The sequence below is a fragment of the Streptomyces sp. NBC_00154 genome (assembly GCF_026342835.1).
In the GTDB taxonomy this organism is placed as follows: Bacteria; Actinomycetota; Actinomycetes; order Streptomycetales; family Streptomycetaceae; genus Streptomyces.
Map to the genome: position 1 here is coordinate 95,056 of NZ_JAPEMI010000003.1, position 12,911 is coordinate 107,966.

At 70.7% G+C, this 12,911-nt stretch carries 9 protein-coding genes and 2 pseudogenes; 3 read left to right on the forward strand and 8 right to left on the reverse strand.

All coding sequences use genetic code 11. The features are described from left to right. Nucleotides 1–28: 28 nt before the first annotated feature. Genes OHA03_RS45170 through OHA03_RS45180 form a run of 3 tightly spaced genes read right to left on the reverse strand, consistent with a single transcriptional unit; the run spans nucleotide 29 to nucleotide 5,762 of the window. The gene (locus OHA03_RS45170) at nucleotides 29–748 is read right to left on the reverse strand and encodes a hypothetical protein (protein WP_267009776.1); all 720 of its coding nucleotides are present in this window, start codon (nucleotides 746–748) and stop codon (nucleotides 29–31) included. Then, nucleotides 745–5,094: a WD40 repeat domain-containing serine/threonine protein kinase gene (locus OHA03_RS45175; RefSeq protein WP_267009777.1), complete on the reverse strand. Its 4,350-nt coding sequence runs from the start codon at nucleotides 5,092–5,094 to the stop codon at nucleotides 745–747. The genes OHA03_RS45170 and OHA03_RS45175 overlap by 4 nt, the downstream gene beginning before the upstream one ends. A 5-nt stretch (nucleotides 5,095–5,099) precedes the next feature. After that, nucleotides 5,100–5,762, reverse strand: coding sequence for an SAVMC3_10250 family protein (locus tag OHA03_RS45180; RefSeq protein ID WP_267009778.1), 663 nt, complete (start codon nucleotides 5,760–5,762; stop codon nucleotides 5,100–5,102). A 290-nt stretch (nucleotides 5,763–6,052) separates the two neighbouring features. Between OHA03_RS45180 and OHA03_RS45185 the strand changes: the two are divergent. Beyond that, nucleotides 6,053–6,565: pseudogene (locus OHA03_RS45185) on the forward strand (hypothetical protein); the annotation flags it as partial. 54 nt (nucleotides 6,566–6,619) lie between these two features. On the opposite strand, the gene OHA03_RS45190 reads toward OHA03_RS45185, so the two are convergent. After that, on the reverse strand, nucleotides 6,620–6,991 hold the full coding sequence (locus tag OHA03_RS45190) for a hypothetical protein (RefSeq protein ID WP_267009779.1): 372 nt from the start codon (nucleotides 6,989–6,991) through the stop codon (nucleotides 6,620–6,622). A 417-nt stretch (nucleotides 6,992–7,408) separates the two neighbouring features. Here OHA03_RS45190 and OHA03_RS45195 point away from each other — a divergent pair, with 417 nt between their 5' ends. After that, entirely contained in the window at nucleotides 7,409–8,230 is an 822-nt protein-coding gene (locus tag OHA03_RS45195) for a glutaminyl-peptide cyclotransferase (protein ID WP_267009780.1), read from the forward strand. A gap of 65 nt (nucleotides 8,231–8,295) precedes the next feature. Here OHA03_RS45195 and OHA03_RS45200 read toward each other — a convergent pair whose 3' ends face one another. Beyond that, nucleotides 8,296–8,535 carry a hypothetical protein gene (locus OHA03_RS45200; RefSeq protein ID WP_267009967.1) on the reverse strand — a complete coding sequence of 80 codons (240 nt, stop codon included), beginning with the start codon at nucleotides 8,533–8,535 and terminating at the stop codon, nucleotides 8,296–8,298. A 482-nt stretch (nucleotides 8,536–9,017) separates the two neighbouring features. On the opposite strand from OHA03_RS45200, the gene OHA03_RS45205 reads away from it, so the two are divergent. Continuing rightward, nucleotides 9,018–10,193, forward strand: a complete 1,176-nt coding sequence (locus OHA03_RS45205; RefSeq protein ID WP_267009951.1) for a glycosyltransferase — start codon at nucleotides 9,018–9,020, stop codon at nucleotides 10,191–10,193. 273 nt (nucleotides 10,194–10,466) lie between these two features. Here OHA03_RS45205 and OHA03_RS45210 read toward each other — a convergent pair. The 3 genes and pseudogenes from OHA03_RS45210 to OHA03_RS45220 form a co-directional block, all read right to left on the reverse strand. Next, nucleotides 10,467–11,602: pseudogene (locus OHA03_RS45210) on the reverse strand (ISAs1 family transposase); the annotation flags it as partial. Nucleotides 11,603–11,676: 74 nt separating this feature from the next. Then, complete coding sequence (locus tag OHA03_RS45215; RefSeq protein ID WP_267009781.1) at nucleotides 11,677–11,961, reverse strand: hypothetical protein; 285 nt, start codon at nucleotides 11,959–11,961, stop codon at nucleotides 11,677–11,679. Between the two features lie 9 nt (nucleotides 11,962–11,970). Continuing rightward, nucleotides 11,971–12,636, reverse strand: a complete 666-nt coding sequence (locus OHA03_RS45220) for a hypothetical protein (RefSeq protein WP_267009782.1) — start codon at nucleotides 12,634–12,636, stop codon at nucleotides 11,971–11,973. Between the last annotated feature and the right edge of the window lie 275 nt (nucleotides 12,637–12,911).

Genomic DNA, 12,911 nt, shown 5'->3' on the forward strand with positions numbered 1-12,911 from the left:
CCGACCCGGCCCGGCCGGGTGGCCGTCCTCAGCCCGGCACTTCCAGCTCGATACCGCCGACTCGGCAGCTCAGTCGCCGGTCGGACCGGGTCCCGATCCTTCGGGCGCCTTTCAGGTACTTCGCAAAGGCCTTGCGCTGGACCGGGCTGACAGAGCGCCAGCGCAGCTCGAGGACCGGGCGTACCGGCGGGATGAGCTCTCTCAGCCGCTCGTCGACCTGGGCGAGGCGGGTCTCGTAATCGTCGTCCGGCCGATAGACCAGATCGAGGTCGACCGACGGCTCGGTGCCGCCGGCCTGGTGGTGACAGGCCGTGAGCCAGCCGGCGATCCAGTCGAGCGCGATCCGCACCGTGGAAGAGATCTGCTCCTGCCACTCGCCGAGGTAAGGCGCGTTCACCGACTCCGCGGTCACTTCCTCCGGCATCACGATCAGCCCGCGGACGGCGGTGCCGAGCAGCTCGACGTGGATGCGCGGCCACAGGCCGCTCGCGTCGATCCGGAAAGAGGGAAAGCGCCCCGCCAGGCCGATCCCCGTCCGCAGCTGAGCCCAGTTCATCGCGTCGGCCGGTGGCCGGTCGGGCGTGTACGGCCCGGTGGTCCGGTGCCCGAGCTGACTGGCGCGCATCATGAACACGGCCGCGAACTCGTCGCCTCGCAACGTCATGCTCACGGGGAAGAACGCCCCGATCTCGCCCATGAATACCTTGCCGGTGATCAGGGCTTCGATACTGGACCGACCCGGGATCATCGCCGCCTCCTCCATCGCCGCCGCGCCGGCTTCTCCGGCGTCGGTGCCTGCCCCCGCACGCTGTCCAGCTCGGTCTGGACGGCGAGCGTGTCCGGGTGGTCGTCGCCCAGCCGCAGCCGCCGTTTCGCCAGCACCTCGCGCAGGACCGGCTCGGCGTCGCCCGGTCGCCCGAGCCTGTGGTGCACCCGCGCCAGCCCCACCCGGGCGTCGAGCGTCCGGCCGTCGTCGCGGCCGAAGCGCTTCACGAGCCGGGGCAGCAGGTCGGCGTACATCCGTTCCGCTTCCGCCTGTTCGCCGCTCGCCGAGAGCAGGGACGCGAGCGCCGCGGTCGCCTCCAGGGTGGCCGGGTGGTCCGGCCCCAGGTCCTGTGCGCGCTCTCCGGTCACCGCCCGGACCAGCGCCAGGGCCTCCGGCTCCCGGTGCAGGTCGGTGAGGACCGCGGCCCAGCCGAGCATCGCGCCCTGGGTTTCGACGTGCCCGGCGTCCCAGAGGTGGGAGCGGACGTCGACGACGAGTTGCCATGCGTGTTCGGCCGCGGCCAGGTCGCCCTCGCGGTGCAGGACCGGGGCGGCCTCGGCGAGCGTGACGAGGTCGTCCTGGAGCTGCCCGGCGAAGTATCCGGCCCAGAACTCCTCCGACCGGTTCAGCTCTGCCTCCGGTCGCAGCAGCAGCGCGAGTCCTTCGGCCGTGCTCGGTATCTGTGTGGGCTCCCGGGTCGCCGCGTCCTCGGCCACGAAGCGCACGTACAGCCGATAGCCGGTATCGGTGCGCGAAGCGATCTTGTCCAGTTCGCCGGCGAGCTCCAGGGTGCGGGTGACGGCGTGCCGCTGCCGGTCGCCGAGGCGGGCGAACGCCTCGACGAGCGCCGGGCGGCTGTCGTCGCGGGAAGGCAGCGGAACGGCGACCTCGGCCCGCAGCTCGTCGAGCGTGGGCTCGGCCTCCGGCCGCAGGGAGCCGGTCGCCGAGCCGAAGTCGTATTCCCAGTCCAGGGCCCAGGTCAGCAGGCGCCCGTGCTCGTCGCCGGCCAGGAGCAGGGTGGCGTCGGGGGCCAGCGCGACGTGTGTGACCGCGTCCGAAAAGCCGGTGAAGGCGCGCAGTTGCCGGCCGGTCGTGAGGTCCCACAACCGGGCCTTCCGGTCCTCCCCGCCCGACGCCGCGAGCCGGAAGTCCGGTGTGACAGCCAGACTCCGCACGATGCCTACGTGCCCGGCCAGGACGTGGACGCAGCGCGCACCCACGACGTCCCACAGCCGGACGGTGCCGTCCACCGAGCAGGACAGCAGCCGCCGGGCGTCCGGGCTCGGCAGGACGTCGACCACGGCGTCCGTGTGCCCGGTGAGTACCACCTCGCACTGTCCGTCGGCGGTCCGCCAGACCCGCACCGCTGCGTCGGCGCCACCGGTGACCACGAACCGGCTGTCGTCGCTCAGCCGCGCGGCGCCGATCCACTCGTGGTGCCCGCGCAGCACCCACCGGAGCTCGCCTTCGCGCAGATCCCAGATCTTCACGCTGACGTCCTGGCCGCGCGAGAGCCCGTAGCGGTGATCAGCGCTGACGGCCACGCCCAGCACCGCCCCCGGGTGCGCCTCCCAGCGCCCGATGGTCCGGCCGCTGCCGATGTCCCAGGCCGCGACCAGGCCGTCGGCGGTTCCCGAGAGAGCCACTTGGCCGTCCGCGCTGACCGCGACGTAGTACACGTGGTCGCGGGGGCTGGTGAACAGCTGGACGATCCGCCTGTCGCGCGGGTGCCAGGCGACGACCCGGCCGTCCTCGCCCCCGGACACCGCGAGCCGGCCGTCGGCGGTCATCGCCACGGCGCTGATGTGGCCGGTGTGCAGGCTGAGCGTGTGCAGCAGCTGCCCGGTCTCGACGTCGAAGACCCACGCTTCGGCGCCGTTCCCGGCGCGGGCGAGCGCGGTGGGGCTGCGGCCGCTGAACTCCAGGGCCCACGACCGGCCGTCCTCCGGGACGATCCGGCCCGCGGACCAGGCGTCGGCGAGCTCGGTACGGCGGCCGAGGGCGCCGAGGCGGCGCCAGAGACGCACCGGCTCGGTGTGGCGCCGGTGCCCGGGCAGCGCGCGGGCGGCGCGGATCAGACCTGCCGCGTCGTCGAGCCGTCCGGTTCCGGCCAGCGTGGCCGCCTCCGCCAGCAGCGCGGCCGCCCGGGCGGCGGTGGCGGCGACGTCCGGGGCTGCGTGCGGGCGGACGTAGCTCCACGGGGCCGGCGGTCCCGCGGGCGGCAGATGCCACACCCGCACGGACTTCCCCTCGGCGGTGACCGCGACCCGCCCGGCCGCGCTGAGCACGACCTTCTTGGTGTCGGGCGTCGGGTCCAGGGACAGGCGGCACCGGCCACTGCCCAGGTCCCACACTCTCGACGGCTCGTCCCGGCCACCGCTGGAGAAGCCGACCGTCCCGTCCAGGTTGACGGCGACCCGGCCGAAGCCGGTCTTCAGCTCCCGCCGGGATTCGCCAGACTCTAGATCGACCAGGCGGACGTCCGTGCTGCCGAGGTCGACCACGGCGAGGCGGCCGTCGCCGCTGAACCGCGCCGACATCAGGGTGCGGTCGAACCGGTGCACCAGCTCGCCCGTGCGGACGTCGTACACGGAGTTCGTGTGGCGCTGGTAGTCGATGACGGAGCACAGGGTGCCCTGGGCCCCGAGGACGTCCGCCTTGCTCTCGAACTGCCGGACGTCCAGGGGTTCGCGCGTCTCGAGGTCCCAGGTGACGGTTTCCCCTTCGAAGCCGCTGGTGACCGCGTGCCGCTGGTCCGCCGTCAGCGCGACCAGGCCCACCCAGCTGGGGTGGCCGGGCAGTTCGAACCCGGTCGCGGCTTCGAGGTCGAGCACGAGCGCCCGCCCGACACCCCCGCCGACGACCACGAGCTGTCCGTCGTCGCGCACCGCCACGGCCGAGGCACGATACTTCTCGAGCTGGAACTGTTGCCGGCACTCCTTCGTGGGGACGTCCCAGATCCGCAGCCCGCCGGAGCCGTCGGCCGAGACCACGACCTGGCCGTCCGGGGTCAACGCGAGGGCGGCGATCCAGTCTTCGTGCTCCCCCGGCAGGACCGACTGCGCGGGGGCGGGCGCGTGCTCGACCGACGCGAGCGCGTCGGCGATCTGCGGATCGCCGGGCGTCCGCGCGTCCGCGTCCCGCAGCAGCGCGGCCGCCGCGACCGGATCGCCACGTTCTCGGTGCACGAGCGCGAGCAGGTACTCCCCGACACCGTCACCCGGATCCCCGAACCGCACGGACTCCAGTTCGTCGACCAGTTCGGCATCGGTGATCACCCCGGTCCGCCATCGATGCAGCCCGCGGTTGTAGCGGGCGTGCGGGTGGTGCGGATCCGCCCGCAGAGCCCGGGTCCACAGCTCCTCGGCGCTGTCGCGGCGGCCGAGGTCCAGCATGGACAGCGCGTGGTTGGACAAGCCGTCGGCGAGCAGAGTGGCCGCCGCCGGAGCGCGCCGGAGATACGGGCCGACTTCCCGCTCGTGCACCCGGATCAGGCGCTCCGCGAGCGGCCCGAGCCGGGCGGGACGCGCGGCCGGGTCCTCGGTGAAGCACTCGCGCAGCACGTCCGCCACCTCGGCCGGCACCGGCAGGACCGCGTCCGGGGCCCCGGAGCGGGCGAAGCCGTCGAAGACGCCGCCCGCCGCGGTCCCGTCCGGGTCCGGTGGCCGGCCGAGGAACATTTCGAGGACGGTGACCGCCCAGGACCAGGTGTCCGTGGCCGTCGTGAGCCCGCCCGGCGACCGCGCCTGTTCGGGCGAGCAGTACGCGGGAGTCAGGCCGCCGCGGCTGACGAACGGATCCGCGTCCCCGGCGTCCTGCCCGGTGGCCATGCGGACCCGGGCCATGCCGAAGTCGGTGACCTTGACCGTGCCGTCCCGGGTGAGCATCACGTTGGCGGGCTTGACGTCCTGGTGCACGACCCCGTTCTCGTGCGCGTGGTCGAGCCCCCACGCGGACTGGATGGCGACGTCCAGCACCGATCCCAGGGAGTCGGTCCCGTAGAGGCTCCGGCTCCGGACGGCTTCGGCCAGGCTGCCGCCGTCCACCCACTCCGCGAAGACCCGGGGCACGCCGTCGAGGGTGCGGACGTAGACGCAGTTCGCGATGTGCGGGTGCAGGCCCAGCCCGACCCACACCTCGGCTTCCCGTTCGAAGTCCCGGATCGCGTCCGGCGAGCGGACCAGTGCCCGGCGCGGGGTCTTCACCGCCAGGTCGATGTCCCAGCCGTGGTGCCGGACCCGGTGCACCAGTCCCATGCCGCCTGTGCGCACCACGTCCAGGACCTCGTAGAGGTCGAGGATCAGGTCCCCGCGGCGCCACGTCGCCATCGTCGTCAGTCGACGGTGGCGACGTACACCGGTGTCCCGAGCAGTACCGACCTGGCCGTGCCGTCCGGGCTGTCGCCGTGCAGCAGGCGCTTGGCCACGAACTCGACGTTCTGCGCCGGCCACCGCAGGCTCGCCACGGCTCCCTGCACCCGGGCGAGCGCGGCGCGATCGGCCCGGTCGAGGTCGCCGTCCACCGCGTCGGCGACGTACTCGTCCTCGAGGTCCGAAGTGACTCCCAGCCCGTCGAGCATCGACGACATCATCGAGCGCCCCACCCCGCGCGCCTCGGCGTCCGGCACGGAGTCCCACACGTGCTTGTACGAGCCGCCCAGCCCGACGACGGTGTTCTCGCTCCGCCCGCCGAAGAACACCAGCGAGGACGTGGGATCGCCGGGGAACGCCCCCCAGCGCATCGGCAGCAGCCCCCAGAAGAACTGACCCGGCTCGTCCACCGAGCCGAGATCACCGTGATCGCGCAGATACCCGACGACGGTCTCCAGCCGGCGGATCCGGTCGTCGGACGGGCCCTCGGTCGTTCGCTTCGCCGACAGCACCGTGAGATTCACGCCCAGCTCCGTCTGGCGCTTCGCCCCGAACCTGGGATCGATCTGCGGCAACAGCATGTCGATCTTGCTGTCGCTGACGTAAACGTAGTAGCTGAACGACATTGCCAGCTCCCTCCCAGGCATTGACCTGCCCCAGCGTAGCGATCACGGCCCAATGCGAGCCATCAGATGCGTGGATCGGGCACCGTGAGGTTGCGGTGCCCGCGCTCCGATCGGGATGACGCACATTCAGGAAACCAAGTCGCGATCATGCAAAGGCCCTGGGGAACTGGCTGTGTTCGGCGCGGGCCACCGAGTTCGAGGGGACCGTCGTCAAGGATGATCCAGGTTGAATAGTCATGTACGGCTTTGGTGTAGGTGGGGCCGGACATCAGTGAACGGCCGGCCGGTTCGAGGCCGCCCTCGACGGCTTCGGCCGGGCGCTGTCGCTCGTACGCGGCCCGGTGCTCGACGGCACTCCCGAGGGCCCGGTGCTGACCCGCTTCTCCACCTGGGTGGAGGAGGAGCGGCTCGCCTTCCTGGAGCTGTCCGTTGTACCGGTGCGGCGCTCGGCCGGCACCGCGAGGTCATCAAGTGCTGAACACCCTCACCGCCGAGTACCCGTTGCGGAAGTCCTTCTACCGCCGGCTGATCCTGGTGCTGTACCGCTCGGAGCGACAGGCGGAGGGTGCTCCCGGTGTACCGCTCCGCACAGCCCGTCCTCAGATCCGAACTGGGCCTGGAGGCCCGTCCTCAGATCCGAACTGGGCCTGGAGCCCTGCCGGTCGCTGCGCCGAATGCACCAGGCGATCCTCACTTCTGACCGGCTCCTCGATCTCCCCCGTGGCGAGCTGACGGTGGCCACCAGGCACCCTGTGGCATCCGATGCGCCCATTCAGCCGGTGCTCGCCTGGGCGATTGGGTGAAACCGGTCTCCGCCCCCTCATCGATGTAGCCGAGTCCCGTTGCCTGTCCAGGCATCATGCCTGATCCCGCCCGCTCCTGATGGGTGCGGTATCCGAACCCCTGGGCACTCTGGAGAACAAGAAAGAGTCCTCATGAATATTCACCGGTTGGCCCAGTGGACGGCGCGCTGGACGCTGTGCGTGCTTGCGGGCATTGCCCTGCACGTTCATCAACACGGCCACCGTCTGCGGCGGCGGCAGCGAGTCGGCCACCGCGAGCAATCCGACGACGGTAACCGGCACCTGCAACGGCGGGAACGGCGGTGGGAGATCGATCCTGCCGACCAACCCCAACGGCATCCTCACGATGTTCAGCAACGTCAGCACCAGCAACAACATCAACAGCTCCGGCGGCAGCAACACCAACCAGACCTTCACGAAGACCACCGAATGACAACGACCTTCCGAGCGAGCCACCCCATCCCATGGCGGTGGCCCGGTTGCGTAACGGCGCCGTGTGCAGATCTTCCACCGCCGACCACTCCCGCCCGCCACGCTGCGCACACCAACGATCCGGATCGGCGGGCAGATCACACCTTCGAGGCCGAGCAGCCGCGCACATCGCACGTCTCGTGCCGAGGTCCCGAGACGTCAGTGGTCCGGCTCAACCCGGCGCCCTCGTATGGCGAACCAGCAGGGGAGGACTCTGTGTGTCAGGGAACACCAGCCGCAGGCCGCGCAGCGTTCCGGATGTCGGATGGGAGGCCGTCGGTACTGTCAGCGGGCCCCAGAAGCTGTGAAACGAATACCGACGGCGACGCACTCCGGCCGCGGACCGGATCGGGCAACCTCCCACGGGCGGTCGTGTTGGCGGTGCTGGTCGGGGCGCTGCTCCCCGGCACTGTCGCAGCGTGCAGCGCCGGCGGCAAGGACGTGACCGCGACCAGCCGCCAAGTGCACCTCGGGGCTGATTCGCACGGCGTGCCGTTGCTGCGAGCAGAAGTGCGAGACACCCTCCCCCACGACCCGCAAGCCTTCACCCAGGGCCTGGAGTTCCGCGGCGGCAGCCTCTACGAAAGCACGGGCCTGGTCGGCCGGTCCTCGCTCCGCGCCGGACGGCCGGGCAAGCCGCCCACCGTGTACGCCGAGCTGCAGGCGCCCTTGTTCGGCGAGGGCATCACCCTGTCCGGCGACAAACTCTGGCAACTCACCTGGCGCAACGGCACCGCCATCGAGCGCGACCCCACCACACTCGCAGAACGTCGCCGTGTCACCTACCAGGGCGAAGGCTGGGGCCTGTGCCACCAACGCTTCTCCGGGCGGCAACAGCTCGTGATGAGCAATGGCACCGACCGGCTCACGTTCCGCGACCCCAACACCTTCAAGGCAACAGGCAGCATCGACGTGCGCCAGGACGGCCAACCCGTGACAGGGCTCAACGAACTGGAATGCGCGCCCGACGGCTTCATCTACTCGAACGTGTACCCGACGGACACGATCGTGCGCATCGACCCCAGCACCGGCACCGTCACCGCACACATCGACGCCACCGGACTCCTGACCCCATCCGAACGCAGCGGAGCCCAAGCACTCAACGGCATCGCCGCCGTGCCAGGAACCAACCTGTTTTTGATCACCGGCAAGCTCTGGCCCCGCATGTTCAAGGTCAGCTTCGTAGCAAAGTGACCGCCCTCGTCGGCATGCGACGCAGGGCAGGGCCGCGCTGTTCAAGCGGTCCCCCGCGGGCGTGGTCAGGTCAGTCGCTGTACCCAGCTGGCGCTGAGTTCATCGAGCATCTGATCACGCGTCAGCTTCCAGTCGGCACGATCCCAGTTCTGGGCGACGAAGTCGAGCTGGGCCATCGCAAGAACGCCCCGAAAGTGGCGTTGATGGGGCTCGAGGCGCCCAGCCGTCGTCAGTCCGTCCTCGATGTCGCTGATGGCCTCCCCCATCCATCGCTCGACCAGGTCGGTGAGTTCTGGATCGACCACCGCGGCCGCGGCCGGCCCGGATGATGGGTCGGATGGCCGGCCACCTGTCGGCGGTTCGCCGAAGCCACGCCGTGATCGCCTCCGGCGTCCCGGCCATTGAGACTCCTGGTGCGGCCTTCCGGTTCGGCGCCCGGGTGCGCCTTCCAGGTCGCCCCACGCGCGGGCGGTGGACTGCACCCGGCGGCAGTGCTCGACGCGGACCGCCTCGTAGGAGGCGAGTACGGCGTCCCAGTCCGGTACTCCGGCGTTCGCCCGTGGTTCTGCTCTCCAGAATTTACATGTCTTGTAGGCGAACCCGGCGCACGCTGTCGTCCGTGACTCAGTCACCCGCCAGTCCACCGGACGCAGCGAGGCCCTTCCCGTGCTCGAACTACGGGAAGGGCCTCGCGGCCTTCTGTGGGTCAGCGTATCTCTGTGACGTCACGCCGATGAGCGTCCGGATGTGCGCGTCTGGGCTCTTGGCAGCTAGTAGCGTGAGCCGGATGAATAGTGCTTCCCCTCTCTCGCGCGCCTTCCGCTTGATCGTCACGGGGGGTGGGACCGGCGGTCACACGTACCCCGCCCTGACTGCGATCCGGACGTTGCGGGGCAGGTTGGCAGCTGAGGGTAGAACGCTCGATGTGCTGTGGATCGGCACGGCGGATGGCCTGGAGGCGCGGGTCGCCCCAGCTGAGGGCATCGCGTTCACCACGGTCGCTACGGGCAAGATCCGCCGTTCCAGCAACCCGCTGAAGATGGTGAGTCCGGCCAACGTGCGGGACATGGCCCGGGTGCCGCTCGGTGTGGCGCAGGCTCGGAAGATCATCGCCGATTTCCGGCCGGACGTCGTTCTCGCCACTGGCGGGTACGTCGCTGTCCCTGCGGGGCTGGCCGCGCGTATGTGCCGGCGCCCGCTGGTTCTCCACGAGCAGACTGTGCGCCTGGGCCTGGCCAACCGGAAGTTGGCAGGCTCGGCGACGTGGATGGCGGTGTCGTCGGAGTCGTCGCTGCCGCTCCTGCCGGAGTCGGTTCGGGGTGCCGCCGTCGTCACTGGAAATCCGATCCGCCCTGAGGTGCTGGCGGGGCACGCGGACAAGGCTGTCGAGGTGCTGGGGTTGCACGGCTTCGACCGGCGCCTCCCGACCGTGTACGTCACCGGCGGCGCCCAGGGCTCCCAGCAGATCAACGACGTCGTTCGTGACTCGCTGCCGTGGCTGCTGAGCAACGCGAACGTGATCCACCAGTGCGGGCCGACGAACGTCGGAGCCCTTCAGCAGCTCGCAACGGTCATGCCTTCGGAGTTGGCCGGACGGTACTACCTCACTGGGTTCGTTGGCCCGGAACTCCCCGACGTGCTGGCTCTGGCCGATGTCGTGGTCTCCCGGAGCGGCGCGGGCACGCTCGCCGAGCTCACCGCCCTTGGTAAACCGGCGGTGTTCATTCCGCTCGCCTCCTCGGCCGGGGGCGAGCAGGCCCACAACGCCCGTCACTTGGAGGAAGCCGGTGCTGCTGTGGCTCTGTTCGGCGAGGTCACCGGGGCGAGTCTGCGTGACGCGTTGGGCCCGCTCCTCACGGACCCCCATCGGCGGGTTGCGATGGCGGAGAGGGCCCGGGCGCACGGGCGGCCGGACGCGGCGGACAGGCTTGTGGACGTGATCCTGTCCGCCGCGTCCGGCTGACCATGTCCGGACGGTGTCCGGGCTGGTCACGGGCGTTGTCCGATATCGGCGGCGTGGCGGGGACCCGTACGGGGTGGCCCACGGCGGCCGGTCGCGGCGGGATCCGGTGGCCTGCTGGGCGACGGGCTGAAGCGCGCGGCCGAGCTCGGCCATCGCAGCGGCGGCGGCCTCGGCCAGCGGCTGGAACGCCTCCATCAGGGAGCACATCGGGGCCATCGCCTCGAAGAGGACCGCCTGCGCCTCGGCGAGGACGAGTTCCGTGTGCGGGCCGGGCTGGGACTTGTCCTCGCGGAAGAGGACATCACGCACCCAGTGGACGGTGTTTTCCACGGTCCAGTGCCCGCGAGCCCAGGCGGCGATCTCGGCGGCGTCGGCCTGTTCGGCGGGCAGGTCGGTGATGGCGTAGACGGTCTCGCTGGACCACTTCTTCGCCCCGTACAGGCGGCGTCTGCGCTGGATGCGCAGGACCTGGCGGGCGTGTGGGAAGAGCAGGCCGTCGACGGTGACGACCTGCACGTGACGCTGCTCGTGGCGGCCGTGGCCGCGGGTGTCGTCACGGGGATCTCTTTCCAGGGCAGCCGGTGGAGCTGGCGGGCCTGACCGCGCTGGTTGTTCTTGATCGTGAGGAGGTAGTGGGCGCCGCGTTCGCGCAGGTAGGCGGCGTGGGCGTGCTGGGCGTGGAGGGCATCGGCGGTGATGACCGCCCCGGCGAGGTCGGCGTCGTCAATCTGGTCGAGCAGGGGCTGGAACTCGGGGATTTCGTTCGTCTTCGCGCCGATCTCACGCGAGGCGAGGGTGATGCCGTCGCCGTGGCGGACCGCGGAGAGCACGAAAACCCGACTGCCGTCAGAGCGCCGTGCCCCGCGCAGGCACTTTCCGTCCACCGCGATCGCCCGGCGCCTTGGGCGCACCGGATCTGCCTGGGCGGCAGCCCGGTGGGCCCGGCGCTGTTCGCGCTCTGGGCCGCCGTCCGGCATCAGCGGCGCGGGAGGTGCGGGCTTGTCGGGGATCAGGGACGTCAGGTAGGCGAACCCGGCCGAGGTGAGCTCGGCCGGATCGAGGCGGCCCAGCACGCTGCGCAGGGTCTTCTCGCTCGGCACCCGGCAGCGGCCCAGGAGCGGGTGGTAGGGCAGGCCGAAGGCGGCCAGTTCCTCGGGGGTTGCACGCCGGCACCACTCCGCTGCCGCGGTGATCGAGTCGTGGCCCGCTGGAGTCATCGCGCAGACCACCAAGGCCAGCAGGGAGGAGAGCCGGTAGCGCACCCCGCTGGCTCCGCGCGGATCGCTGAGCGACTCGAACCCGGCGACCAGGCTGCGGACTTGATCCCGCGCGGCACCCTCACGCAGGGCTTGCAGACGGGGTGCGGGGCAAACGGGAGCAGCGATGGGGGATGATGGCGGGACGAACACGGCACCTTCGTGGATCTTGAAGCGTACGTCCAGGCCACCCACACCCCGGACCCGTCACGGTCAGCGACCGACCGTCAGATCGTCACCGCCGTACCCCCACTAAATTCGAAGACCCGGTTAACGCTAGGGGTGCTTGCCCGCGTTCTTGCCGACCCAGATGGTGAGCTTCTTCGCGATGTCGGGGACGGGGACGCCTTGTCCTTCAGCGCAACGGCGAAGGTGAGCATGTCGTCGTCGATGACCTTCGGGCGTCCGCCGTGGTTGCCCTTGGACGCGGCGATGACCTGGCCTTCGAGGGTCTTCTCCCGGATGTAGTTGCGCTCGATCTGTCCGGCGACGGCGAGCACGGCGAAGAACATGGCGCGCCTTTACGGTTGCGCCTCTGTCGTGATGGTGAACGCTCCGGTGGCGCGGGCCACGCACGGGTTGACGTCCGTGGTCTCCCCCGCCGCCACACCCGTCTCGCACAGTCGGCTGCCGTTCTCGCGCAGGTCGAGGTGGAAGCGCGTGGTCTTGCCGTCCTGCTTGAGGCCGTGGATGTGTTCGTCGATGTAGCCGAGGCGGTTCAGGGTCTTCCGGACCGTGGCGGGGGTGGGGTCCGCGACCTTCTGCAGCGCCTCGATGATGCGCTGTTCGTGGTGGACGCTCGTGCACCACTCGTGGCGGTCCAACTCCGCCGCAGGTCCTGTGAGGGGGCCGGGCTCGATCGGCTCGTCCGGGGGCGTTTCCCCAGGGGCGAGACTCCGCGCCGGTTCCGGGCTGCTCGGCTTGCCGGGCGGTGTCGGCGGGACCCCATTGGCCGCAGGGCACTCCTTCGCGTACATGTCCAGCATCGCCGCGAACGCCTGCTCGGGGGACGGCTGCGCGGGTCTCTCCTTGGAGGCGATGTTTCGGGCCGGGTCGCTCCGTGGACCACCGCCACTCGGCTCACTCCCGCAGCTGGTGAGGGCCAGAGCCAGAGCGGCGAGGGCGGCGGTCGCGAGACCGCGCCGGTGACGGGCGAATGCGCTGATGGAGGCGTGGATGTGCGTCATGCGCCAAGTCTCCGGCCGGCACCGCGCGACCCGCTTGAGTACGCGTACTCACCCCACGTGGATATTACGCCGGCGAGGCTCATCGCCACCTGCCCGCTGACGCGAAGACCCGCTCGCACCCGAGGAGATCGACCTGCGCGAACGGCTCCGGTCCAGCCCCGCCCGAACACCGAGCAGCGGTAGGACTACCCGCGACCTGCCCCGAGTCCATGATCATCGGCTTAGCGTTAACCGCTGTACCGCTGTGCCTACCGACGCCAATTGCATCGGATGCG